Genomic DNA, 22410 nt, shown 5'->3' with positions numbered 1-22410 from the left:
ACTTTTCTCTTCAAAGGAGCGGACTGGCGGTTGGGAGCCCCTCTTACCGGCCATTCATGACACATATTCGCACGGTATTGGCGACCGGACTGCCGGAACCACAACCGACAGGGGCCCACTGGACGAGTGCGAGACGTGACCTCGACCGCGCGTTCGGCGTTCGTCGACGGCGCACGCGCCGTCCTCCCGGCACTGCCGGCGAACGTCCCGTTCGGACTGGTCGTCGGCGTCGCGGCCGCGAACCTCGGTCTCGATCCCGTGACCGCGCTCTGGTCGGCCGCCCTGCTGTTCGCCGGGGCCGCCCAGCTCGCCATGATGGAGCTGCTCGCCCGCGACGCGCCGGTCGCCGTCGCCGTCCTCACCGCCATCGTCGTCAACCTGCGCTACGCGATGTACAGCGCGAGCATCGCCCCCTACCTCCAGTCGTTCTCCCGCCGCTCGCGGCTCGTGCTCTCCTTCTTCCTGCTGGACGTGACGTACGCCCTCTCGGTGGCGAAGTTCCGGGCCGAGGGGTCCGTCGACCGGCGGGCGTACTACTTCGGCACCGCGCTCCCGCTGTGGGTCACGTGGACCGTCTCCGTCACCGCCGGCGCGTCGCTCGGGACCGGACTCCCGCCCGCGTGGCACCTGGAGTTCGCCATCCCGCTGCTGTTCCTCGCGCTGCTCGTCCCGAACGTCCGGGACCGCGGCGGGGTCGTCGCGGCGGCCGTCGGCGGCGTCGGCGCGACCGCCGGCCTCGACGTCCCGTTCGACCTCGGGCTGGTCATCGCAGCACTCGCGGGTGTCGGTCTCGGACTCGTGGCGGACCCCGACGGCGCGGACGACGAACCGCCAGCGGACCGCCCGGACAGGACGCCAGACGGCACCACGGAGGGCGAACCGTGACCTCGCTGTCCGACCCGATCCTCTGGGCGGCGTTCGTCGCGGCCGCCGTCGGGAGCTACCTCGTCCGCGTGTCGTTCATCGTGCTGTTCCAGCGCGTCGACGAGGTGCCTCGACTGGCCGAACGCGCGCTCGAACTCGTCCCCGCCGCGGTGCTGGCGGGGCTGGTGCTCCCGTCGCTGGTCGCACCCGAAGGCACCGTGGCGGTCCTGACGCCGAAGGTCGCCGCCGGCGGGGTCGCCACCGTCGTCGCCTGGCGAACCGAGAGCATGGCGTGGACGCTGGCGGCCGGGATGGGGGCGCTGTGGCTGCTGCTGGCGGTCTGAGCGGAGAGCGCCGCTCGACTACCGTCCGTCGTAGACGACCTCGCCGTCGACGACCGTCATCGCCACGTCGATGTCGCGGATCTCGTCGGCGTCGACCTCCCACGGCGACGCCTCCAGCACCGCGAAGTCGGCCACCTTCCCGACCTCGACGGTCCCCATGCGGTCCTCGTCGAAACCGGCGTACGCGCCGCCGAGGGTGTACGCCCGCAGCGCCTCCGTCACCGAGATGCGCTGGTGCTCGCTCGATGCGCTCACCGCGAGCCCGACGCCGAGCAGTGGGTCCATCGGCATGGTGTCGCTGGAGAACGCGAGGTGCACGCCGGCGTCGAGCAGGTCGCGGTAGCGGTTCGACAGCTTCCGACGGTCCTCGCCGAGGCGCTGGTCGTACAGCCCGCCCTCGTCGGCCCACTGGAGGAAGTTCGGCTGGCAGGACGCGACGACACCGGACTCGGCGAAGCGCTCGACGTGCTCGTCGGTCGCGAGCTCGACGTGCTCCACGCGGTGGCGGGCCGCACCCGGGTCCGCCGTCGCCTCGAACGCCGACAGCGTCTCCTCGACGGCCTCGTCGCCGATGGCGTGGACGGTGCACTGGAGCCCGGCGTCGTCCGCCTTCGTCGTTATATCGCGGAGCTCGCCGGGGTCGACGACCCAGGTGCCGGTCTCCTCCGGGTCGTCGGCGTAGGGCTCGGAGAGCTTCGCGGTGCGGCCGCCGAAGCTTCCGTCGGTGAACGACTTGATGGCCCCCGTCCGGACGAACTCGCTGCCGTGGTTCGTCCGGAGCCCCGCCTCGCGCACGGCGTCGAGGTGGTCGCTCCAGTAGTTGATGCGGACCCGCAGGTCCAGCGCGTCCTCGAGGTTGAGCTCGCGGTACACCCGCGGCGCGTGGGACTGGCGAACCATGTCGTGGACGGCGGTGACGCCGTGGCGGTGGGCGTAGTCCCGCGCCGCCGTCAGGAGTTCGTGCGTCTCCGCGGGGTCGGGGTCGATGGCGTCCCACACCGGCTCGACGGCGTCCTCGACGACGACACCGGTCGGCTCGCCGTCGTCGGTGCGGACGTCGTCGGCCGGCATCTCGTCCCGGAGCCGCTCCAGCGCGACCGAGTTCAGCGCGGCGGTGTGCATGTCCACTCTGACCGCGGCGACCGGACGCTCGTCGCTGACGCGGTCGAGATCCTCGCGCGTGAGGTAGCGCGGCTCGCCCCACCCGGACTCGTCCCAGCCGAACCCGAGCAGCCAGTCGCCGTCGTCGGCCGCGTCGCTGGCGAGCGTCTCCACGGCCTCGTCGGCGGAGCCCGCGTCGGAGAGGTCGGCGTGGACCTGGTACTGCCCGAGCTGCTGCATGTGCGTGTGCGCGTCGACGAAGCCCGGAACCACGGTCCGGCCGCCGCAGTCGACGACGTCGGTGTCGACGCCGACGAGGAAGTCGATCTCGTACGCGCTGTCGAGTCGGACGATTTCACCGTCGCGGATGGCGACGGCCTCGTACGTCTCGTCGGGGTCCGCGAGCGTGTGTACCTCCGCGTTCGTGAGGACGCGGTCAGCCGCTGTTGTCATGTTCCCTGCCCCGCCTGCCGTGGGCAAAACCGTTCCGGATGCGGCGGTCTCCTGCTCGTCGCTGCTACGCGCCCGCTTTTCAGCGTCTGGGAACCGGAGCCCCGGTTGAAGGGGTTTCCCCGACCATGTTCACGTGTAGAGGTGACAGGCCCATGGCAACCAACGAACTCGAGACCGAGCTGTTCGGACGTAGCGCCCGGTTCAACTACTCGGAGACGTGGGTCGGCTACTCGCTGCTGGCGCTCCGGCTCATCATGGGCTGGACCTTCTTCTACGCGGGCATCACGAAGGTCCTCGACCCGAGCTGGTCGGCCGGTGGCTTCCTCACGAACGCCATCCCGGAGGGCAACCCCTTCGGCGGGATGTGGGCGACCATGGCCAACGAGTACCTCTGGCTCATCGACCCGCTGAACGCCTGGGGGCTCACGCTCGTCGGGCTCGCGCTCCTGCTCGGGGCGTTCGTCCGGTTCAGCGCGTTCTGGGGCGCGATCATGATGGTGTTCTACTGGGCGGCCAGCCTGCCGCTCGCGAACGGCATCGTCATCGACTCCCACATCGTCTACGCGCTGCTGCTGTTCGGCCTCGGGGCGTTCGGGGCCGGCCGCATCCTCGGCGTGGACGCCTACCTCGAGGAGCGCGACTTCGTCCGGGAGAACCGCCCGGTCCAGTACCTCCTCGGGTGACCCGACCGGGGTCCCCGTCCCACGATGGTCTCCACGACAGCGTTCGCCGTCCTCGCGAACGCGGTCTCGGTCGCGCTCGGCGGCGTCGTCACGCACGTCGCCTACCGGGCACACCGGCGGACCGCCTCGCGGCCGCTGCTCTGGCTGGCGGTCGGGCTGGCCACGCTGACGGCCGCTGGCGCGCTCGGGGTCGCGGACGGGCTGGTGGGGCTCGATCCCGCGGTGCGGCGACTGGGACAGGCCGTCGCGCTGGCGGCCGGCTTCGCGCTCGTGACGGTAGCTCTCTACCAGCAGGTTGAGTGACCCGCCTGGCGGCTCAGCGGTGCGTCAGCGTTCCCTGGTCGTCGATATCGAAGGCGATGAAGTCGTCGCCGTCGTCGTGAGGGTAGTAGTGGAAGTGGTCCTGGTCGGTCAGGAAGTTGTCGTCCTCGTAGGCGTCGTAGCGTGCGATGTAGGGTCGCTTCTCGACGACCGCCTCACGGGTCTCACCGCCGTCAGCAGGGACATCGAAGCGAGCGTCGTAAACGAGTGCCTCACTTCGCGACCGGTTCTCGCCTGGACGTACCAGTTCGATGAGGACCGTGTACGGACTGTCATCGTGATTGAATACGGACAAATCGAGAGTCGCGGACCCGGAGGACAGTACTGAACACCCGGCTAACGAGGCCAGCGCGCCGGTCGTCGCGAGGAGGGCACGGCGTCTCATGCCCGTAGAGCATCTATCCCTACTGGTAAGTACCTTTTCCGGACAGCAGACGCCGTCGCCGGTTCAGAAACTCAGCGGCTCCGCATCCCGCCACGTCGGCTCGAACTCGGCGTACACCTCGCCCGCGAACTCGGGGTCCTTGAGGTCGATCATCGCGAACGTCTCCCGGGAGCCCAGCGGGTTCGGCACCTGGATGACGACCTCCATGTCGTCGATGAGGTTGAACGTGCCAGTCACGTCCTCGCTGGTGCGTACCTGGAACGACTCCTCGCCGGAGAGGCGGTCGCGGTAGCGGCGGCCGACCTCCTCCGAGAGCGAAGCGACCATCTCGCGGGTGAGCAGCACGTCGACGTCGACGCCGCGCTCGATGGCCTCCTCCAGTTCCTCGACGATCTTGTCGCCGACCTCGCTCACGTCGAACTGCGGCGACGCCGTGGAGGCGACCATGATGATGCGCTCGTCGGCGGCGGTGAGCCGCTCGAGCAGCAGGTCGGTCGTCTCCGCCTCGCCGACGGAGGCGGTCCAGAACTGCTCCTCGACGGGCTCGGCGGCGTCGAGCTCCTCGGACAGCTCGTCGACGATGTTCTCGTACTGCTCCGCCTTCTCCTCCAGCTCGCGTTTCTTGTCGTCCAGCAGACGGTCGAGTGCGGTCGAGGGTTCCACCGCGACGTACTTCTTCGGCCGGCTCGCGGTCTGGGAACGCACGAGGTTGTACTGCTCGATGCTGTTCAGCACGTCGTAGATGCGGCCCATCGGCACGTCGCTCGCCCGGGACAACTCCTTGGCCGTTGTCGGACCGGTGTTCAACAGCGCTCGGTAGGCTCTCGCCTCGTACTCCGACAGACCCAGGTCCCTCAAACTCGCCATAATAAACCCTGTCTCAGTGGAGAACCATAAACACAACGGTAGTTGTTTCGACCGGCGTCGTCCGGAATCGCACGACTGCGGCGGATCGACGGCAGAGCGGACGGGTTCCCGACGACTCAGCGCACCAGCTCGGAGACGCGCCGGCCGAGTTCCTCCGGGGTCGTGGCTGGCTCGCTCGTCTCGTCGCCGCGGACGACGTACGCCGCGTCGGTCGCGTCGTAGCCCTCGGCGGCCGGCACCACGACCTTCTCGTGGTCGGCCATCCGGAGCGCGGCGCGGTGGAGGTCGCTGCCCGCCTCGGCCGTCACGGCGATGACCAGCGGCTCGTTCAGCAGCCGCGACACCGCACTCCCGTACGCCGCGATGCGGACGCCGAAGCGGTCGGCCGCCCCGGCGAACGCCGCGAGCGTCTCGCGGGCCACCTCGCGGTAGCGGTCCTCGCCCGTCAGCACGGCGAGGTCGCACAGCGCGTCCGCGAACTCCACGTTCCCGTCGAGCGGGCGGAGCGGCCGGTCGAGCAGGCCCGCACCCTCCCGGGGACCGTCGACGAACGACTGGCCGGAGCGCAGCGTCTCGATGGCGTGATCCGCGACCGCCCGTGCCGTCGCGAGAACGTCCGCGTCGGCCGCCGTATCGTCGAGCGCGTCCGGCCCGAGCACCTGTCGCGCCCGCGTCAGCGCGCCGACGACCCGGGCGTGGTCGACGAGCAGGCCCGACGCACCGACCTCGTCGTCTGCACCGGTGGTCCGGTAGTGCGTGACGACGCCGTCGTCCACGAGGTCGTCGACGAGGTGCGAGAGCGCCCGCCCGGCGTACCGGCGCGCCCCCTCGTCGTCGGTGTAGCCGTGGTAGGTGAGCAGCGCGTCGACCGCGAGCGCGTTCCAGTCCGCGAACACCGTCTCGTCGACCGGCGGTGCCGGCATCGACTCGCGGTCGCTCGCCTCCGCCGCGTAGTAGTCACGCCCCTCGCCGGCGGCCTGGCTCCCCGCGAACGCCTCGCCCGTCCAGAGCGTCGTCGTCAGGTAGTCCACCGTCGACGCCGCCGGCTGGCGCAGCTCCTCCTTCCCCGTCAGCAGGTAGGCGTTGGCGAACGCCCGCACCAGCGCCGCGTTCGTGTCCAGTACCTTCTCGTAGTGGACGTCGGTCCAGTCCGGGTTCCCCGCGAAGCGGAAGAACCCGCCCTCGTAGTCGTCCAGCAGGTTCGCGCTCACCGCGTTCAGGCTCCGCAGCGCCTGCTCCCGCTCGCGCTTCAGCGCGAACTCGACCGTCCGCGGTAGCGGGAACTTCTCCGCCTCGCCCCAGCCGCCCGCCTGCTCGTCGTACGCAGCCATGAGCTGGCCGACGAGGTTCGACTCGATGTCGGCGGTGAGCTCCCCGGCGGGCGTGTCGTTCCCCTGGAGCGCCCGCGGGACTCTCCCGGCGGACGCCCGCTTCCCGTCCCACATCTCCCGCACCGAGTCGAGCACCTGCCGCATCCCGTCGACGCCGAGGTAGCCCGCGCCCGTCAGGACCTCGCCCTCGGGCGTGAGGAACACCGTCGACGGGAACCCACCCATGTTGTAGCGGTCCCGGACCCTGGGATGGCGGTCGACGTCGACCCTGACCGGCACGAACCCGTCGTTCACGTTCGCCGCGATCCTCGGCTCGTCGTACGTCTCCCGGTCCATCTCGTGACAGTGCGAGCACCACGTCGCGGAGAGCGAGAGCAAGACTGGCTTGTTCAGAGCGTCTGCTGCGTCGAAGGCGTCCTGCCCCCACTCACGCCACTCGACGCGCGTCTCGACTGCGGAGTCGTCCATGGTTTGGGCTTCGGGTGTGCGTGCCTAAGGGTTGCGTGTTGTCGGTGTTCGTTGGAGGCGGGGAGGTTGGCAGTTCGGACAGGGGTACTGTCGGTGACAGCCAGAAAGCCCCCTCGCGCGGACTGGCTCGACGCGTTCGCTGCGCTCACGGGTCGCACGCTCCCCGTTCGCAGTCGCGGTTCTCGCTCGCGAGCGCTCGCTCCGAACCGCGCACCGCTCGCGCAGTCTCGCCAGCCGCGCGCCAGGGTGGAACCCGAATCCAGCATCGCCACACCCCACGGAGATAGAAAAAGGGCTTTGAGGGGTGGCCCGCAACACCCGTCCATGCGAACGCTCCGGTACATCGGGCTGTTGCTGCTCATCCCCCTCCTCGATGCGATCCTGCTCGTTGCCATCGCGGCCTGGGGCTTCCTCGGCCCAATCGAGACGGTCGCGCTGGTCGTCCTGACCGGGCTCATCGGGATGTTCCTCGTCCGCGCCGAAGGCCGCAGGACCATCCGGAAGATACAGCGCAAGCTCGCCGAGGGCAAGCCCCCGACGGACGAGCTGATGGACGGCGGCCTGCTCATCGCGGCCGGGGCGTTCCTCCTCACGCCCGGGTTCGTCACCGACGCGCTGGGCGTCCTGCTCACCATCCCCGTCACGCGGGTTCCCATCCGCGTCGTCCTGAAGAAGTACGTCGTCACGCCGTACATCGACACACGGGTCGACGGGATGGCCTCGGGCAACGTCTGGACCTACGGCTTCCCCGAGGACGAGGACCCGTTCGAGAACGTCGGCGGCGCGAGTGGCGGTGGCGGCGGCTTCGGCGGCCCCGACGCTGGCTCTGGCGACGTGGGCAGCAGCACCGGCGACGACGTGTACGACCTCGGCGACGACGCCTACGACATCGAGTTCGACGACGACGAGTGAGCGTGCGACGGGGTAGCGATGGACTGCGAGAAAGAAACGTTTAAACGTCCCACCAATCAACTCGAAATCGCAGGCAACGGGCCGATAGCTCAATCAGGTTGAGCGCCACTCTGATAAGGTGGAGGCTCTCGGTTCAAATCCGAGTCGGCCCACTTTTCGCGGACCCACGACCGACCAGCAGCGCGTGGCGGCCGAACGGTTTTGCCTCCGGGGAGAGTCGCGTGCACCATGGCCGAACTCGTTCGCACACCCGAAGCGCGCTTCGAGGGACTGCCGGGCTACGACTACGAGGCCGAGTACGTCGATGTCGGCGGGCCGGAGATGGCGTACGTGGACGAGGGCGACGGCGAGGAGACGTTCCTCTGTCTGCACGGCGAGCCGTCGTGGTCGTACCTCTACCGGAAGATGGTACCGACGCTCGCCGAGCGCGGCCGGGTGGTCGCCCCGGACTTCGTCGGCTTCGGTCGCTCGGAGAAGTACACCGACGAGGACGCCTACTCCTTCGGCGCGCACTACGACTGGCTCGTGGCGTTCCTCGAGGAACTCGACCTCTCCGGCCTCACGCTCGTCTGTCAGGACTGGGGCGGTATCCTCGGGCTGGCAGCGGCGGCCCACCACCCCGAGCGGTTCGACCGCATCGTCGCGATGAACACGGGCGTTCCCGACGGGACACAGGAGATGCCAGACGTGTGGCACGAGTTCCGGCGGGCCGTCGAGACGGCCGAGACGCTGGACGTCGCCCGGCTCGTCGAGTCGGGCTGTACGAGCGAGCTCTCGGCTGACGTGCTCGACGCCTACCGCGCGCCGTTCCACACCGAGGCGGTGAAGGCGAGCATGCGGACCTGGCCGGGGATGGTGCCACTGTCGCCCGACGACGAGGGTGCAGACGTGATGCGGGCGACGCGCGAACGGCTCTCGGACTGGGAGAAGCCCGCGTTCGTGCTGTTCTCCGATTCCGACCCCATCACCGGGCCGACCCGGGACCCGCTTCGCGACTTCCTCCCGACCGCGGCCGACCAGCCCGACGTGTGGGTCGAGGGGGCGGGCCACTTCCTGCAGGAGGACGCCGGCGAGGCGGTCGCCGACCACGTCGTCGGGTTCGTCGACCGGACGTAGCCCGGCCACCCCGGCGGACAGAACTATGTGGTCGCCGACACGTGTGGGGGTATGAAGCGTCGGGGGCAGGCCGGCATCGGGACGCTCGTCATGTTCGTCGCGCTGGTCGTCGTCGCCGCCATGGCGGGTGGCGCACTGCTCGGCGGGGCGAACGCGATCCGGCTGCAGGCCCAGGACGAGACCGAGTCGACCATCGCCGACATCGGGACCGGCGTGACGGTCGTCAACGAGGTCGGTCGCGTAGACGACGACGGTGAGAGCGTCCGCTACGTCCGCCTCAGCGTGAAGCTCGGCCCGGGGACGAACGAGAGCGACCTCCGGAACGCGACCATCCACTACACCGACGACGACGTGACAACGAGACTCAACTTCACCAACCGGACCGCGAACGCGACGAACTTCACCGTCGCCGCGCCCGTCGACGCCGACGACTCCGCCCCGGTGCTCGACGACGAGACGGACACGTTCCACGTCTTCGTCGCCGTCGAGGCCATCCGCGCGGGCGTCGAGGACGGCCCCGCGGGTATCACCTGGCGGACGAACGCCGGCCTCACCATCGTCACGGAGAACGACATGCGTACGACGGTGACGCTGACACCGCCGAGCGCGCTCGAGGGCAGGGACTGGGTCGCGGTCTGAGTGTGGGACGTGACGGCTCCGGGCGCGGGAGACGTGACCGGGAGGCGCGACCGACCCGGTAGTCGGCCGGGTAGCGGACCGACCCCGTCGAGGGGCTACCAGTCGAACCGTTCGACGCTGTAGCTCCCACAGTCCGGACACGTGTGGTACTGGACGTCGAAGCGAGCTTCGCAGGACTGGCAGCCGTACTCCTCCCTCGTCTCCCGGGTCGAAACGACGCCCTGCAGGCGACGCTTGACTGCTGTCAGCGGTCCCATCCTACTCCCAGACTGGGGCAAGAGCATTTTAATCGTTCGGCCTAACCACCCCAGATACGGTCCACGTACGGCCAACTCGACACCGGTGTGCGGACCGGTGCGGCCGTCCACTTTCACTTTCACCACGCTTGGCTGGCGGTTATGTGTCCCGTCGTCCTACAGCCGTCCATGGCCACCCAGGACATCGGCGAGGCGCTCGACGCCGCCCGGCTCGCGGCCGCCAGCGACGACTACGACGCGCTGGAGTCCGCCGGGCTCCGGCTGGTCGCGCTCGCCCGCCGCCACCGCCAGGAGGCACGCCGCGCCGACGCCGACTGAGCCGGCGGACGGCACGCCGACACCGGCGCGTCCACCCGTCACGACCTGCCGCACTCGCCACGTTTTACACCGCTGGCCGCCACAGTCTCCGCCATGGCCAGCGACCCCGACGCCGCCGCCGACCCCGACGTCACCGTCGACGCTCGCGACGCGGCGGCGACCTACGACTACCGGAGCGACGACGTGGCCCGGCCCGACCTCCTCGACGCGCTCGCCGCTCGGGTCGACGGCGACGTGCGCTTCGACTCCTACTCCCGTCAGCTCTACGCGACGGACGCGAGCATCTACGAGCAGTTACCCGTCGGCGTCGTCTTCCCCCGGTCGACCGACGACGTGGCCGCCGTCGTGGCCTACTGCGCGGACGAGGGCATCCCCGTCCTCCCGCGCGGCGGCGGCACCTCGCTGGCCGGGCAGACCGTCAACGAGGCCGTCGTGCTCGATTTCACGCGCTACATGGACGCCGTCGAGTCGGTCGGACCCGACGAGCGCCGGGTCCGCGCCCAGCCCGGCGTCCGCCTCGGCGACCTGAACGACCGGCTCGCCGACCACGGCCTGAAGTTCGCGCCCGACCCGGCGTGGGGCGACAAGAGCGCCCTCGGCGGAGCCATCGGCAACAACTCGACGGGCGCGCACTCGCTGCGCTACGGCAAGACCGACGCCTACGTCGAATCCTGCGAGGTCGTCCTCGCCGACGGCACCGTCACCGAGTTCGGCGAGATATCCGTGGACGAACTCCGGGAGCGTGCCGACCCCGACGGCGACCTCGAAGCCCGAATCCACGCCGAGGTCGCCCGTATCCTCGACGAGGAGGCCGACGAGATACGCGAGCGCTACCCCGACCTGAAGCGGAACGTCTCGGGCTACAACCTCGACTGGCTCGTCGAGGACGCCGAGGGCGCGAGCCGCGGTGTCGGCGAGCCCGACACCGACGGCGGGACGGTCAACCTCGCGAAGCTGCTCTGCGGGAGCGAGGGCACCCTCGCCGTCGTCACCGAGGCCACCGTCTCGCTGGAACCCGTCCCCGAGACGAAGTCGCTCGCGCTGCTCTGCTACGACGACCTCGTGACCGCGATGGCGGACGTGCCGGCCATCCTCGACCACGAGCCCGCCGCCGTCGAGCTCGTCGACGAGGTGCTGCTCGACCTCGCCCGGGACACCGCCGAGTTCGCCGACGTGGCCGGCAGTCTGCCGGCAGGCACGCGGGCGACCCTGCTCGTCGAGTTCTACGCCGAGGACGACGCCGCGGGCGAGCGCGCGGTCGCGGACCTGCTCGCTGACCGTGTGCCCGCGGCGGTCGAGGGTGTCCACGGGTCCGGGAGAAGCAACGACCCGGCCCGCGCCTTCGACGCGCTCGAAGCCCACGACGACGCCGAGCGGGCGAAGATCTGGAAGCTCCGCAAGTCCGGGCTCCCCATCCTGCTCTCGCGCACCAGCGACGCGAAGCACGTCTCGTTCATCGAGGACACCGCCGTCCCGCCCGAGTCGCTGCCCGAGTTCGTCGAGGGCTTCCGCGAGATCCTCGACGACCACGACACGTTCGCGAGCTTCTACGCCCACGCCGGGCCGGGCGTGCTCCACGTCCGCCCGCTGGTGGACGCGAAGACGACGGCAGGCGTCGAGTCGATGGAGTCCATCGCCGACGCCGTCACCGACCTCGTGGTGGAGCTGGGCGGCTCCGTGTCGGGCGAGCACGGCGACGGCCGCGCACGCACCCAGTGGAACCGGAAGCTGTACGGCGACGGGCTCTGGGAGACGTTCCGCCAGCTCAAGAGCGCCTTCGACCCGGACTGGCTCCTGAACCCGGGGCAGGTCTGCGGCGACGTCCGGATGACCGAGAACCTGCGCCACGGCTCCGACTACGCGTTCGACGCGGGCTTCGAGCCCGAACTGGAGTGGAACAACGAGAACGGCTTCCAGGGGATGGTCGAGCTCTGTCACGGCTGTGGCGGCTGTCGCGGCGACCAGCACACCACCGGCGGCGTGATGTGTCCGACCTACCGGGCGAGCCGCGAGGAGATCACCTCGACCCGGGGGCGGGCGAACATGCTCCGGTCGGCGATGGCCGGCGATCTACCGGGCGACGCGACCGACGACGAGTTCGTCGACGAGGTCATGGACCTCTGCATCGGCTGCAAGGGCTGTGCCCACGACTGCCCGAGCGAGGTCGACATGGCGAAGCTCAAGGCGGAGGTCGTCCACGAGCACCACGAGCGCGAGGGCGTTCCCCTCCGCGACCGGCTGTTCGGCCGCGTCCACGACCTCTCGCGGGTCGGCAGCGCGCTCGCGCCCGTCTCGAACTGGCTGGCCGACCTCGGCCCGGCGCGAGCCGTCGGCGAACGGCTGATCGGCATCGACGCCGACCGCTCCCTGCCGACGTTCCACCGCGAGACGTTCCGGAAGCGGTTCGTGGCCCGCGGCGGGCCGGCGGTGCCGGAGCACGACGCCGACCGGAAGGCGCTGCTCTATCCGGACACGCACACGAACTACACCGATCCCGATTCGGGGATGGCCGCCGTCGCGGTGCTCGAAGCCGCTGGTGTCCACGTGCAGCTCCCCGACGGCGTCGGCGACACCGGCCGGCCGGCGTACTCGAAGGGGCTGCTCGACGCGGCACGGGAGACGGCCCGCGAGAACGTCGCCCGGCTCGCACCCCGCGTGCGCGAGGGCTGGGACGTGGTGCTGGTCGAGCCATCGAACGCGGTGATGCTCCAGTCCGACTACCCGGACCTGCTCGGCGGCGACTCAGTCCACGAGCTCGCCGACGCCACCTACGGGGTCTGCGAGTACCTCGACACGTTCCGGCTGGACGACGCCATCGACTTCGCCGCGCCCGACGAGTCGCTCACCTACCACGGCCACTGCCACCAGAAGGCGACCGCGAAGGACCACCACGCGGTCGGCGTGCTCCGGCGCGCGGGCTACGACGTGGACCCGCTCGACTCCACCTGCTGTGGGATGGCCGGGAGCTTCGGCTACGAGGCCGAACACCGTGGCATGAGCGCCGCCATCGCGCGCATCCTCTACGACCAGGTCGACGAGAGCGCCGGCGACCGCGTCGTCGCGCCCGGCGCGTCCTGTCGCACCCAGCTCGCCGACCGCGACGTGCTCGACGGAGGGGCGGACGCGACCGAGCCTCCGACGCCGGTCGAGCTCCTGGCCCGAGCACTCGAACAGCGATAGCGGTTGGTTACACTACAGATATAGCACGTCTTGCGGGCGGAGAGAGCTTTTTGGCGCTCGAATCCGTAGTCCATCGTGGACGCACTCGCACGCTCCATGGTTCACCCGTTCGCGTGCGTCCACCCCGTACGCCCCGGACCCCGCACCGTTCCCGTCGGTGCGAACCGGGGCATTGACGCTTCTGCAGTCCGAAGCCGCGGCCATGGCAGAGACGAGAAACCTCGACCGGAGCCGGACGGTGCTCGCCGGGTTGACCGTCGCCTTCGCCGTCATCATCCCCGGGGTGCTCAAGTACCTGCTGACGAGCGCGGGCTTTTCGTTCCTCGGGACGATGGCCTGGGCGCTCGGGTACGGCGGCTTCGCGCTCGCGTTCTGGTACGCCTTCATCCGCCCCATCGACCTGACCGGCCCGGAATAGCGTCCTTTCGTTAGCGTTAAGACTGCACCGCCGGGAGACGATACTAGAAATGAACGGGCTCGCACTGCAGGTCGTCGACAACTTCCTGCTCAACTACAACGTCGGGCAAGCGCTCCTCCTCGTGTTCGTGCTGTCCGTCCTCGGGACGCTGCCGCTCAAGTCCCTGAAGACGGTCGGACTCGTCATCGTCACCTTCGGTGCCATCTTCGTGGTGACGCCGTCGAGCCTCGCCCCGGTCCAGTACCGCTTCCTCGGGCTCGGCCTGCTCATCGTGGGCCCGATGCTCGTCATCATGGCGAAACAGTAACGACGCGCCGGTCTCCGTCCCGTTCTCCGCCGCCGAAACCCGTGTCCCCTACAGCAGCGCCTCCATCTCGTCGAGGTACGCCCCGTACGTGTCGAGCGCCGCCTGGATGGGTTCGGGCGAGCTCATGTCGACGCCGGCACCCTGCAGCAGTTCGAGCGGGTACTCGCGCGAGCCCTTCGCGAGGAACTCGCGGTAGTCCGCCGCCGCGTCGGGCTGGTCGTCGTCGAGGATCTTCCCGGCGAGTGCGACCGCGGCCGAGATGCCCGTCGCGTACTGGTAGACGTAGAACGAGTAGTAGAAGTGCGGGATGCGCATCCACTCGCGGGTGATGTGCTCGTCCACGTCGGCGGGCTCGTAGAACTCCCGCTTGAGGTCGCCGTAGGTCTCGTCGAGCGCGTCGGGCGTGAGCGGCTGGCCCTCCTCGACCATCCGGTGGGTACGGTGCTCGAAGGCTGCGAACATCGTCTGGCGGTACAGCGTCGAGCGCACCCGTTCGAGGTACTCGTTGAGCACGTGCCGGCGGAACTCCTCGTCGTCGACGGTGTCGAGCAGGTGCTGGGTGAGCAGCGTCTCGTTGACCGTCGAGGCGACCTCCGCCACGAAGATCTCGTAGTTGGAGTAGATGTAGGGCTGTTCCTGCTTCGTGTACTGGCTGTGCATCGAGTGGCCCAGCTCGTGCGCCAGCGTGAACATCGAGGTGATGTCGTCCTGGTAGTTCATCAGGATGAACGGCTGCGTGTCGTACGTGCCGCCGGAGTACGCCCCCGAGCGCTTGCCCTGGTTCTCGTAGACGTCGACCCAGCGCGACTCCAGCCCGTCCGCGACCCGCTGCTGGTACTCCTCGCCGAGCGCGCCGAGCGCCTCGACGATGTACTCCGTGGCCTGCTCGTACTCGACGTCCGGGCTCTCCGTCTCGGTCATCGGCATGTAGACGTCCCACATCGCCAGCTCGTCGACGCCGAGCGCCTCGGCCTTCAGCTCCGCGTGGCGGTGGAGCGTGTCGAGGTTGTCGTGGACCGTCTCGAGCAGGTTGTCGTAGACCTCGACCGGGACGTTCGGACCGTCGAGCGACGCCTCGCGGGCGGTGTCGTAGTTCCGCGCCCGCGCCAGCTTCACGTCGGCCTTCACGGAGCTCTCGTACGCCGTCGCGACCGTGTTCCGCACCTCGCCCCACTCCTCGAAGTAGCCCTCGTACACCTCCTGGCGGAACTCGCGGTCCGGTTCCTTCAGCAGGGTCGTGAGGTTGCTCTGGGTGATCTCGACCGCGTCGCCGTCCGGCTTCTCGACGGTCGGGAACTCCATGTCCGCGTTCGAGAGCATCGTGTACACCTCGCCGGTGCCGCCGGTGACCTCCGAGAGGTCGGCGAGCAGCTCCTCGACCTCCGCCGAGCGGGTGTGCGGTTTCATCCGCAGCACGTCGTCGAGGTAGTGCTCGTACTCGGCGAGCCCGTCCGTCGACGCGACCATCGCCTCGATCTCCTCGCGCGTCGCGGACTGGATCTCCGGCTCGATGAACGACGCGGCGCTGGAGGCGTCCGCGGAGAGCGACTGCGCCCGCGTGCTGTAGCCCTGGTACGTCTGGTTCGTGGTGTCCTCGTCCTTCCGCATCCGGGCGTACGCGGCGACCATCGACACCTCGCGCATCACCTCGTCGCGGAGCTCGAGGGCGGCGAGCAGCGTCTCGCCGTCATCGGTGACCTCGCCCTCGTAGTGTTCGAGGTCCTCGAGGCGTGCCTCCACGTCCTCGAACGCCTCCTCCCACTCCTCGTCCGTCGCGTAGATGGATTCGAGGTCCCACTTGTACTCGGTGTCGACCTCGCTCCGTTCGGGAACCGAACTCATGTGTTTCGATTCGGAACCAGGTGTTCGTAAGCCTTGTCACATCCGGGTCGGCGTCATGTCGCGACCACGCTCGTCGACCCGACCACCGACACAACACGTTTCCCGTCTCCGCCCGCACCACCGACCATGACCGACGCAGACGCGGTCCTCGGGCGGCTCTGGCGCGACGACGAACCGTGGGACGTGCTCAGCTCGCTCTGCGAGCTCGACGACAGGCTCGCGGGTCACCACGGTGAGGCACGCGCGGCCGACCTCGTCGCGGGCGCGTTCGAGACCGCCGGCGTGCGGAACGTCACGGAGTTCGCCGTGCCGCTGACGCGCTGGACCCGCGGCCGGACCGAGTTCGGCGTCGTCGAGCCGACCCCCCGGAGCTTCGAGGCCATCGCGCTGCCGTACTCTCCAGCGGGCGAGGTGCGCGCACCCATCGTCGACGTGGGCTACGGCACGCCAGAGGAGATCGACGAGGCCGACGTCGACGGCGCGGTCGTCGTCGCCAGCACGGACACCCCGCCGGACCGCCGCATCGTCCACCGCATGGAGAAGTACGGCCACGCGGTCGACGCCGGCGCGGAGGCGTTCGTCTTCGCGAACCACGTCCCCGGCCAGCTCCCGCCGACGGGCTCGCTCCGGTTCGACGAGGGCGGCGCGGTTCCCGGTATCGGCGTCTCCCACGAGACGGGCGAGTGGCTCCGCCGGTACGCCGAGCGCGACGGCGTGGTCCGGGTGTCGGTCGACGCGACCACCGACGATGCCGAGACGCCCGTCGTCCACGGCGTTCTGGGCCCGGACACCGACGAGGAGGTCCTCGTGCTCGCACACCTCGACGCGCACGACGTCGGCGAGGGTGCGCTCGACAACGGCTGTGGCGTCGCCGTGGTCGTCGGCGTCGCCCGCGCGCTCGCCGACCTCGACCTCGGCTGCCGGGTCCGGGTCGCCGCCGTCGGCGGCGAGGAGGTCGGCCTCGTCGGGAGCCACGGACTCGCGGACGAACTGGACACCGACTCCGTCCGGGCGGTCGTGAACGTCGACGGCGCGGGCCGCCACCGCGACCTCGTCGCGTTCACCCACGGCAGCGACGACCTCGCCGGGGTCGCCGAGGGGCTCGCCGCGGACACCGACCACCCGGTGCAGGTCCGCCCCGACCCGCATCCCTGGAGCGACCACTGGCCGTTCCTCACCGTCGGCGTCCCCGCCCTCCAGCTCCACTCCGACAGCGGCGAGCGCGGCCGCGGCGTCACCCACACACGGGCCGACACGCTCGACAAGGCCGACCCGCGGAACCTCCGGAGTCACGCGATGCTCGCGGGTCTGCTGGTCCAGCGGCTGACCGAGACGGAGCCCGACCGGGTGTCGCGAGCGGACCTGCTCGTCGCGCTCCGCGAGCAGGAGTACGAGCCCGGGATGCGCGCCGCCGGGGTCTGGCCGGAGTCCTGAGTCAGCCCGAGTCGTCCTCGTCGACGGCGACCCCCCCGGCGACCCGCCGACAGAGCCGCCCCCGGGTCGTCGCCCGTGCCGCCCGGTCGTCGAACACCTCGCGGACGCTCTCGACGCCGCGGCCGTCGGGCTCGAAGGAGAGCTCCGGATAGGCGGCCTCGACGAACACCAGCCCGCCGGGCGGTGCCGGTGGCGGGATCTCGTGGTCGGGGAGCGTCCCCGGCGTGAGCGCGCTGTCGACGCGCGCTGGTTGGACCTCGCCCGTCGCCACCGCCCGCACCAGCGAGACGAGCCGGCGGACGAGCTCGTGGAGGAAGCCGTCGCCGCGGACCCGGAGGACCAGGAACTCGCCGTCGCGCAAGACCGTCGCCGTCGTCAGGGTCCGGGTCGTGTTCCCCGACGACACCGCCGAGAGGTCCCGGAAGTCGTGGGTACCGACGAGGCGTTCGGCCGCCTTCCGGGCCAGTTCGAGGTCGGCGTCGGGCGCGAACAGGTGGTACTCGTACGCCCGGCTCGCCGCGTCGTGGGTCGCGTGGAAGTCGGTCGGGGCGTCGGCGTGGGCCCACGCCCGCACCGCCGCTGGCAGCTCGCCGTCGAACGCCCGCGGGGTGAGCCAGTCGGGCGCGTCGAACGCGACGGTCTGGCCGAGCCCGAACACGCCCGCGTCGGTGCGGCCCGCCGCCGCGTAGCCCGGTGGCTTGTCCGCGTCGTCGGCGAGCACACCGAGGTCACGGAGCGCGTCGAACAGCGCGTCCTCGACGGTGGGGAGCGACGGCTGGCGCTGGAAGCCGTGGAACGGCCGGCCGTCGTACGCGACTCGGAAGGCGCGCCGTGGCACGCCCGGCGGTTCGTGGCGGTCGAGTATAATCCCCTCGTCACCGCGGCGCGGACCGCCGCCAACAGCGTTAGGACCCCCCGCACGCACCTACGACCATGGAGACGTTCACCGGCGAGGAGGTCGCCGAGGTCGTCGGCGCGGACCTGGCGGCACAGCTCGGCGTCGACGAGGGCGAGTACACGGCCGACGAGGTGGCGCGAATCACGGACGTGCTGGGTGAGAGCGCCCGACTCGCGGAGTCCGTGGCCGACGGCGAGGCGGACCTCGCGACGCTCTTTACGCCCGGCTTCATGGCCGCGCACACGGAGTTCGACGACTTCGAGGCGTTCCTCGAGTCGAGTCCGTGGACCGAGAGCGAGATCGCGGCCGCGTTCGCCGGGGAGACGCCCGAGGGCGAGAACCCGGCGGCGGCGAACAGCACGTTCCTCGACCGGTCGACGGACTTCGAGACGCCGGGCGCGATGGTCCAGACGGCCATCATCGACCGGACGCGACGGGAGATAGAGTCGACCTGAACCGTTACTCCGCGAACGTGTCGTACGTCGGGCGGTCGTGCTCGCCCGGGAACGCCTCGACCGGCGCGGTGGTCTCGTCGCCGGATTCCATGTCCTTCACCGTCACCTCGTCGTTCTCCAGGTCGTGCTCGCCGACGACGACGACCGTCTCGGCGTTGATGGAGTCGGCGTAGCCGAGCTGCGCGCCGAAGCTCCGGGACGAGACGTCCGTCTCGACGACGTGGCCGCGCTCGCGCAGGTCGCGTGCGACCCGGGCCGCCACGGGGCGCGTGTCACCGACGGAGAGCACGTAGTAGTCCGTCGAGACGGCCTCCTCCGGCCAGACGCCGGCGCGCTGGAGCAGCAGGGGCAGCGTGGAGTTCATCACGCCCGGGGCGACGCCGACCGCGGGCGTCGGCTGGCCGCCGAAGGACTCGATGAGGTCGTCGTAGCGCCCGCCGCCGAACACCGCGCGGGAGACCTCGCCCGTCGAGTCGAAGCACTCGAAGACGACGCCCGTGTAGTAGTCCAGCCCGCGCGCCGTCGTCAGCGACACGTCGCAGAACTCGCGCACGCCGAAGTCCTCGGCGGCGGCGAGCACGTCCTGCAGGTTGCTGACGGCGTCGTGGACCGGATCGCTCTCGGACCACTCCGTGAGCGCGTCGAGGTCGTCGTCGCCGGCGAGCAGTAGGTCGTCGAACTCGCGGGCCTGGTCGTACGTGAGCCCCGCATCGTACAGCAGGTCGAGGTACTCGTTCTCCTGCACCTTCGCGCGCTTGTCCACCGCGCGGATGGCGTTCGTCGTGTCCACGTCCGCGTCGAACTCCCGGAGCAGCCCCCCGAGGATGTCCCGGTGCGAGACGCGGAACTCGAACTCGTCCGCCGTGAGCCCGAAGTTCGTCAGCATGTCCGCCGCGAACGAGAGCACCTCGGCGTCCGCCTCCGGTGCCGCCGACCCGAAGATGTCGACGTTCGTCTGGTAGAACTCGCGGAACCGCCCCTGCTGGACCTGCTCGTAGCGCCAGAACGGCCGCGTCGAGAACCACTTGATCGGTTTGGAGAGCTCCTGCTGTTTCGCGACGACCATCCGCGCGACCGTCGGCGTCAGCTCCGGCGTGAGCGAGACGTCCCTGCCGCCCTTGTCCTCGAACGCGTACAGCTCCTCGACGATCTCCTCGCCCGACTTGTCGACGTACATCTCCGTTCGTTCGAGCGCCGGTGTCGAAATCTCGCGGAAGCCGTAGCTCCGTGCCGTGTCCTCGACCGTGTCGATGACGGCCCGGTAGGCCGCCATCTCCGCGGGGTAGACGTCACGGAACCCTTTGAGTCCCTCGTACATGGAGCGGGATTCGGCCAGCGCGCGCTTGAAAGCTTCCATCATCGCTTGTCGTGGGTGGATTCGTGTTCCTGAAGTTAGCCGTGGGAACAGACTGCTCCGCGAACAGCCAGAAACGCTCGGCGGTCGTGGGACACGCTTGCATCGAGAACAACCAGAAAGCCCCTGCCTGCTCGGCTCCCGGGAGCCGCGCTGTGCTCCTCGTGCCTGCGGTGCTTGTCGGGTCCGGGTTCGCCGAGCAGGCAGCCCCTTTCATCCCCACCCAACCGAACAGCACCGCACCTCACGCCTCCCCAGCCGACTGCGATGCTCGCTTCGCTGCGCTTCTCGTCCCTCGCGCGGATGGCTCGCGGCCTCACTTCGTTCGGCACGCTCGCCAGCCGCGCGCCACGTGGAAAATCGGGGAATCGTCGCTACCGCAGTCCGATTCCGGGCGTGTCGTCGAGGTCGATGGAGCCGCCAGCCCGCACTGGCCCGTCGTACGGGTCCGAGTCGTCGGCGAGCAGGAGCGAGCCGTCGAGGTCGACGTAGTCACAGAGCGGCGCGAGCTGTGCGCCGGCGGAGATGGCGGCGTCCGTCTCGATCATGCAGCCGAGCATGACCTCCAGCCCGTGGGCGCGGGCGGCGTGGACCATCCGGCGGGCCTCGACGAGCCCCCCGCACTTCATCAGCTTCAGGACGGCCACGTCGGCGCGGTCGGCGACGGCCGGCACGTCCGGCAGGGTGACGCAGGACTCGTCGACGGCGACGGGGAGCGGGGAGTGCTCGTAGACGTAGCGCAGGCCCTCGGGGTCGGCGGCGGGCACGGGCTGTTCGAGGAACTCGACGTCGTAGTCGGAGAGCCACTCCGCGTTGGCGACGGCCTCCTTCGGCGTCCAGGCCTCGTTGGCGTCGAGCCGCAGGGTCACGTCGGGCGCGGCCTCGGCGACGGCGTCGACCCTGGCGCGGTCGTCGTCGGTGCCGACCTTCACCTTCAGCGTGGTGTAGCCGGCGTCGGCGGCGCGGCGGGCACCGTCGGCCATCGTCTCCGGGTCGCCGATGCCGACGGTGTAGGACGTGTCGGGTGCGGCGTCGGGGTCGAGCCCCCAGTAGCGCCACAGCGGGAGGTCGACGCGCTTGCCGACGAGGTCGTGCAGCGCGATGGAGACGGCACAGCGCGCGGCCGGGTTGCGGCCGAGTTCGTGGCCGAGTTCGCGTTCGATGCGCTCCACCTGAAACAGGTCGTCGATGGCCTCGATGGTGGGCCGGAGGCGCTCGATGGCGGCCTCGACGGTGCCGGCGGTCTCGCCGTAGTGGGTCGAGGGAGCCGCCGCGCCGACGCCCGCGTGCTCGCCGTCTGCGAGTCTGACGACGACGTTGTCCGTCTTGTCGGTGGAGCCCCGCGAGATGGTGAACGTCTCCGCAAGTTCGAGGGAGACGCGCTCGACGGAGAGCTTCACAGTATCGCCTCCAGGACGTCGTCGGCCCCGAAGCGCACGAGGTCGGTCGCGGGCGTGCCCAGCGCCCCCGCGAACTCGTCGACTGCGTCGCGGGCGGCCGCATCGTCCTCCACGCCGACGGTGTTCAGCGCGCCGGCGACGACGCTCGTCTCGCGGACCGGGGCGGCCAGCTCCTCGTAGAGGTCGACGTACGTCTCGACCGGCTGGAGCGGGAACGACTCGTAGCCGTGGACCGCCTCGCGCCCGGCCTCGTGGCAGAGCACCAGCGAGTCCGGCTGTGCGCCGTGGAGGATGCCGCAGGTGACGGCGGAGTACGCCGGGTGGACGATGGAGCCCTGCCCCTCGACGAACAGGTAGTCGTGCTCGTCACCCTTCTCCAGTATCATCGACTCGACCGCGCCCGCGGTGAAATCGCTGACCACCCGGTCGACGGGCACGCCCCAGTTCTCGATCATGATGCCGGTCTGCCCCGTCGGGACGACGGCGGCGTCGTGCCCCGCCTCGCGGGCGGCCTCGCATAGCTCCATCGTCGCCGTCATCTTCCCGACCGAGCAGTCCGTCCCGACGGTGAGCACGATCTCGGCGTCGACCTCGCCCGCGACACCATCGGCGACGGTCAGGTCCTCGGGGGGCTTGCGAACGTCCCAGATGTCGCAGCCGTACTCGGCGGCGAGGTCGCTGAACTCGTCGTCGTCCGCGAGGAAGTAGTGCAGCCCGGAGACGATGTCGCAGCCGTCCCGCAGTGCCGTCCGCACGTCGTCGCGCCAGGAGTCCTCGAAGCCGCCGCCGATGGGGGCGATGCCGACGACCAGCGCGTCACAGTCGGGTGCGTCGGCCATCGAGGCGACGACCGGCGCGTCCTGCACGTCGCCGACGAAGTCGCTGACACGGCTGCCGGCGTTGTCACGGTCGAGCACCGCGACCACCTCGTCGTCGCTGTACCGCAACAGCCCGAGCGCTGTCTTCGCGCGGTCGGGGAACTTCTCGTGGGCGAGGATGGCGATTCGCATGACTCCAGGTTCGCCCGGCGGCGGGAAAAACGTTCTCGGGACGGCAAGGCGGT

23 protein-coding genes and 1 tRNA gene are annotated in these 22410 nt (G+C 70.1%); 14 read left to right on the top strand and 10 right to left on the bottom strand.

What is annotated here, in order from left to right:
- Positions 1–135 precede the first annotated feature (135 nt).
- On the top strand, positions 136–885 hold the full coding sequence (locus tag NO345_RS03495) for an AzlC family ABC transporter permease (protein ID WP_256296538.1): 750 nt from the start codon (positions 136–138) through the stop codon (positions 883–885).
- Positions 882–1208, top strand: coding sequence for an AzlD domain-containing protein (locus tag NO345_RS03490; RefSeq protein WP_256296537.1), 327 nt, complete (start codon positions 882–884; stop codon positions 1206–1208). Before NO345_RS03495 ends, NO345_RS03490 begins: the two co-directional genes overlap by 4 nt.
- An 18-nt stretch (positions 1209–1226) precedes the next feature.
- Here the strand turns inward: NO345_RS03490 and NO345_RS03485 are convergent, their stop codons facing one another.
- Positions 1227–2762 carry an amidohydrolase gene (locus NO345_RS03485; RefSeq protein WP_256296535.1) on the bottom strand — a complete coding sequence of 512 codons (1536 nt, stop codon included), beginning with the start codon at positions 2760–2762 and terminating at the stop codon, positions 1227–1229.
- Between the two features lie 152 nt (positions 2763–2914).
- Between NO345_RS03485 and NO345_RS03480 the strand changes: the two genes are divergently transcribed.
- Together NO345_RS03480 and NO345_RS03475 are read left to right on the top strand one after the other, a co-directional pair.
- Positions 2915–3445 (top strand): DoxX family membrane protein, encoded by a 531-nt coding sequence (locus NO345_RS03480; RefSeq protein WP_256296533.1) that lies wholly within the window; start codon positions 2915–2917, stop codon positions 3443–3445.
- 24 nt (positions 3446–3469) lie between these two features.
- On the top strand, positions 3470–3748 hold the full coding sequence (locus NO345_RS03475) for a DUF7521 family protein (RefSeq protein ID WP_256296532.1): 279 nt from the start codon (positions 3470–3472) through the stop codon (positions 3746–3748).
- Between the two features lie 13 nt (positions 3749–3761).
- Here NO345_RS03475 and NO345_RS03470 read toward each other — a convergent pair whose 3' ends face one another.
- The 3 genes from NO345_RS03470 to NO345_RS03460 all read right to left on the bottom strand — a co-directional run bounded on the left by NO345_RS03470 (position 3762) and on the right by NO345_RS03460 (position 6817).
- Entirely contained in the window at positions 3762–4061 is a 300-nt protein-coding gene (locus tag NO345_RS03470; protein ID WP_256296530.1) for a hypothetical protein, read from the bottom strand.
- Between the two features lie 153 nt (positions 4062–4214).
- On the bottom strand, positions 4215–5018 hold the full coding sequence (locus NO345_RS03465) for a TrmB family transcriptional regulator (RefSeq protein ID WP_256296528.1): 804 nt from the start codon (positions 5016–5018) through the stop codon (positions 4215–4217).
- Between the two features lie 116 nt (positions 5019–5134).
- Positions 5135–6817, bottom strand: a complete 1683-nt coding sequence (locus tag NO345_RS03460; protein WP_256296526.1) for a DUF255 domain-containing protein — start codon at positions 6815–6817, stop codon at positions 5135–5137.
- 324 nt (positions 6818–7141) lie between these two features.
- Between NO345_RS03460 and NO345_RS03455 the strand changes: the two genes are divergently transcribed.
- The 4 genes from NO345_RS03455 (at position 7142) to NO345_RS03440 (ending at position 9484) form a co-directional block, all read left to right on the top strand.
- On the top strand, positions 7142–7729 hold the full coding sequence (locus NO345_RS03455) for an FxsA family protein (protein WP_256296524.1): 588 nt from the start codon (positions 7142–7144) through the stop codon (positions 7727–7729).
- 78 nt (positions 7730–7807) lie between these two features.
- Positions 7808–7881, top strand: a tRNA-Ile gene (locus NO345_RS03450).
- 76 nt (positions 7882–7957) lie between these two features.
- The gene (locus NO345_RS03445; protein WP_256296523.1) at positions 7958–8845 is read left to right on the top strand and encodes a haloalkane dehalogenase; all 888 of its coding nucleotides are present in this window, start codon (positions 7958–7960) and stop codon (positions 8843–8845) included.
- Positions 8846–8896: 51 nt separating this feature from the next.
- Positions 8897–9484 carry an archaellin/type IV pilin N-terminal domain-containing protein gene (locus NO345_RS03440; RefSeq protein ID WP_256296521.1) on the top strand — a complete coding sequence of 196 codons (588 nt, stop codon included), beginning with the start codon at positions 8897–8899 and terminating at the stop codon, positions 9482–9484.
- A 95-nt stretch (positions 9485–9579) separates the two neighbouring features.
- Here NO345_RS03440 and NO345_RS03435 read toward each other — a convergent pair whose 3' ends face one another.
- The gene (locus NO345_RS03435) at positions 9580–9741 is read right to left on the bottom strand and encodes an FmdB family zinc ribbon protein (protein WP_256296519.1); all 162 of its coding nucleotides are present in this window, start codon (positions 9739–9741) and stop codon (positions 9580–9582) included.
- A gap of 168 nt (positions 9742–9909) precedes the next feature.
- Here NO345_RS03435 and NO345_RS03430 point away from each other — a divergent pair, with 168 nt between their 5' ends.
- The 4 genes from NO345_RS03430 to NO345_RS03415 all read left to right on the top strand — a co-directional run bounded on the left by NO345_RS03430 (position 9910) and on the right by NO345_RS03415 (position 13964).
- The gene (locus NO345_RS03430) at positions 9910–10059 is read left to right on the top strand and encodes a hypothetical protein (RefSeq protein ID WP_175526486.1); all 150 of its coding nucleotides are present in this window, start codon (positions 9910–9912) and stop codon (positions 10057–10059) included.
- Positions 10060–10152: 93 nt separating this feature from the next.
- On the top strand, positions 10153–13239 hold the full coding sequence (locus NO345_RS03425; RefSeq protein ID WP_256296514.1) for an FAD-binding and (Fe-S)-binding domain-containing protein: 3087 nt from the start codon (positions 10153–10155) through the stop codon (positions 13237–13239).
- A gap of 202 nt (positions 13240–13441) precedes the next feature.
- Positions 13442–13657 carry a DUF7996 family protein gene (locus NO345_RS03420; RefSeq protein ID WP_256296512.1) on the top strand — a complete coding sequence of 72 codons (216 nt, stop codon included), beginning with the start codon at positions 13442–13444 and terminating at the stop codon, positions 13655–13657.
- A gap of 49 nt (positions 13658–13706) precedes the next feature.
- The gene (locus NO345_RS03415) at positions 13707–13964 is read left to right on the top strand and encodes a DUF8006 family protein (protein ID WP_256296510.1); all 258 of its coding nucleotides are present in this window, start codon (positions 13707–13709) and stop codon (positions 13962–13964) included.
- Positions 13965–14012: 48 nt separating this feature from the next.
- Here NO345_RS03415 and pepF read toward each other — a convergent pair whose 3' ends face one another.
- Positions 14013–15806, bottom strand: a complete 1794-nt coding sequence (pepF, locus tag NO345_RS03410) for an oligoendopeptidase F (protein ID WP_256296508.1) — start codon at positions 15804–15806, stop codon at positions 14013–14015.
- A 126-nt stretch (positions 15807–15932) separates the two neighbouring features.
- Between pepF and NO345_RS03405 the strand changes: the two genes are divergently transcribed.
- Positions 15933–17240, top strand: a complete 1308-nt coding sequence (locus NO345_RS03405; RefSeq protein WP_256296506.1) for a M28 family peptidase — start codon at positions 15933–15935, stop codon at positions 17238–17240.
- A 1-nt stretch (position 17241) separates the two neighbouring features.
- Here NO345_RS03405 and truA read toward each other — a convergent pair whose 3' ends face one another.
- Entirely contained in the window at positions 17242–18078 is an 837-nt protein-coding gene (gene truA, locus NO345_RS03400) for a tRNA pseudouridine(38-40) synthase TruA (protein WP_256296504.1), read from the bottom strand.
- A gap of 95 nt (positions 18079–18173) precedes the next feature.
- Between truA and NO345_RS03395 the strand changes: the two genes are divergently transcribed.
- Entirely contained in the window at positions 18174–18593 is a 420-nt protein-coding gene (locus tag NO345_RS03395; RefSeq protein WP_256296502.1) for a hypothetical protein, read from the top strand.
- Positions 18594–18597: 4 nt separating this feature from the next.
- Here NO345_RS03395 and hisS read toward each other — a convergent pair whose 3' ends face one another.
- From hisS to NO345_RS03380, 3 genes are all read right to left on the bottom strand, one after another.
- A complete protein-coding gene (gene hisS, locus NO345_RS03390; protein ID WP_256296500.1) occupies positions 18598–19911 on the bottom strand; it encodes a histidine--tRNA ligase in 1314 nt (437 codons plus the stop codon).
- A gap of 410 nt (positions 19912–20321) precedes the next feature.
- The gene (locus NO345_RS03385; RefSeq protein ID WP_256296498.1) at positions 20322–21347 is read right to left on the bottom strand and encodes a dipeptide epimerase; all 1026 of its coding nucleotides are present in this window, start codon (positions 21345–21347) and stop codon (positions 20322–20324) included.
- A complete protein-coding gene (locus NO345_RS03380) occupies positions 21344–22357 on the bottom strand; it encodes an N-acetyltransferase DgcN family protein (protein WP_256296497.1) in 1014 nt (337 codons plus the stop codon). Before NO345_RS03380 ends, NO345_RS03385 begins: the two co-directional genes overlap by 4 nt.
- Positions 22358–22410 lie beyond the last annotated feature (53 nt).

It is taken from the genome of Haloarchaeobius salinus, assembly GCF_024464185.1.
GTDB lineage: Archaea > Halobacteriota > Halobacteria > Halobacteriales > Natrialbaceae > Haloarchaeobius > Haloarchaeobius salinus.
Note: the sequence above shows the minus strand (reverse complement) of the source record. Positions and strands in the feature narration are given on the sequence as shown.

Excerpts from the sequence above, each read along its gene's own strand:
- NO345_RS03460 (WP_256296526.1), bottom strand. The coding sequence starts at position 6,817 with ATGGACGACTCCGCAGTCGAGACGCGCGTCGAGTGGCGTGAGTGGGGG.
- NO345_RS03445 (WP_256296523.1), top strand. The coding sequence starts at position 7,958 with ATGGCCGAACTCGTTCGCACACCCGAAGCGCGCTTCGAGGGACTGCCG.
- NO345_RS03395 (WP_256296502.1), top strand. The coding sequence starts at position 18,174 with ATGGAGACGTTCACCGGCGAGGAGGTCGCCGAGGTCGTCGGCGCGGAC.
- NO345_RS03415 (WP_256296510.1), top strand. The coding sequence starts at position 13,707 with ATGAACGGGCTCGCACTGCAGGTCGTCGACAACTTCCTGCTCAACTAC.
- NO345_RS03475 (WP_256296532.1), top strand. The coding sequence starts at position 3,470 with ATGGTCTCCACGACAGCGTTCGCCGTCCTCGCGAACGCGGTCTCGGTC.
- NO345_RS03405 (WP_256296506.1), top strand. The coding sequence starts at position 15,933 with ATGACCGACGCAGACGCGGTCCTCGGGCGGCTCTGGCGCGACGACGAA.
- NO345_RS03380 (WP_256296497.1), bottom strand. The coding sequence starts at position 22,357 with ATGCGAATCGCCATCCTCGCCCACGAGAAGTTCCCCGACCGCGCGAAG.
- NO345_RS03455 (WP_256296524.1), top strand. The coding sequence starts at position 7,142 with ATGCGAACGCTCCGGTACATCGGGCTGTTGCTGCTCATCCCCCTCCTC.
- NO345_RS03485 (WP_256296535.1), bottom strand. The coding sequence starts at position 2,762 with ATGACAACAGCGGCTGACCGCGTCCTCACGAACGCGGAGGTACACACG.
- pepF (WP_256296508.1), bottom strand. The coding sequence starts at position 15,806 with ATGAGTTCGGTTCCCGAACGGAGCGAGGTCGACACCGAGTACAAGTGG.
- NO345_RS03480 (WP_256296533.1), top strand. The coding sequence starts at position 2,915 with ATGGCAACCAACGAACTCGAGACCGAGCTGTTCGGACGTAGCGCCCGG.
- NO345_RS03430 (WP_175526486.1), top strand. The coding sequence starts at position 9,910 with ATGGCCACCCAGGACATCGGCGAGGCGCTCGACGCCGCCCGGCTCGCG.
- NO345_RS03420 (WP_256296512.1), top strand. The coding sequence starts at position 13,442 with ATGGCAGAGACGAGAAACCTCGACCGGAGCCGGACGGTGCTCGCCGGG.
- NO345_RS03425 (WP_256296514.1), top strand. The coding sequence starts at position 10,153 with ATGGCCAGCGACCCCGACGCCGCCGCCGACCCCGACGTCACCGTCGAC.
- NO345_RS03440 (WP_256296521.1), top strand. The coding sequence starts at position 8,897 with ATGAAGCGTCGGGGGCAGGCCGGCATCGGGACGCTCGTCATGTTCGTC.
- NO345_RS03435 (WP_256296519.1), bottom strand. The coding sequence starts at position 9,741 with ATGGGACCGCTGACAGCAGTCAAGCGTCGCCTGCAGGGCGTCGTTTCG.
- NO345_RS03465 (WP_256296528.1), bottom strand. The coding sequence starts at position 5,018 with ATGGCGAGTTTGAGGGACCTGGGTCTGTCGGAGTACGAGGCGAGAGCC.
- hisS (WP_256296500.1), bottom strand. The coding sequence starts at position 19,911 with ATGTACGAGGGACTCAAAGGGTTCCGTGACGTCTACCCCGCGGAGATG.